The 248-nt window shown below is 43.5% G+C and carries 1 pseudogene; it reads left to right on the top strand.

Annotation, left to right across the window (positions count from 1 at the left end):
- Positions 1 to 248, top strand: a pseudogene (locus tag HMPREF2853_RS02295) (DUF2974 domain-containing protein); the annotation flags it as partial.

The raw sequence follows: 248 nt of genomic DNA, 5'->3' as shown, positions 1-248 counted from the left end.
GATCCTGAGTTGCGAGATACTTATAAAGTCACATCGACACCAGTTCCTGATGCGAATGGGATGAGGCAGGATGTTCATCACAAACGTTATCAAAAAGGACTCTTAACTGATGATGAAGCTGGTTTCAGTGCCTACTACTTAACGGATACGCCTACCTTGACTAATGATACTACGAAAACCTATATGGCTATCCGCGGAAGTGATGCCATCAGTAAAGAAAATTGGAACGACTGGGTTGACAACGATGC

This window comes from Streptococcus sp. HMSC077F03, from assembly GCF_001812375.1.
In the GTDB taxonomy this organism is placed as follows: domain Bacteria; phylum Bacillota; class Bacilli; order Lactobacillales; family Streptococcaceae; genus Streptococcus; species Streptococcus oralis_S.
The sequence above is the reverse complement of the archived record's forward strand: the minus strand, read 5'-3'. Positions and strand labels throughout refer to the sequence as shown.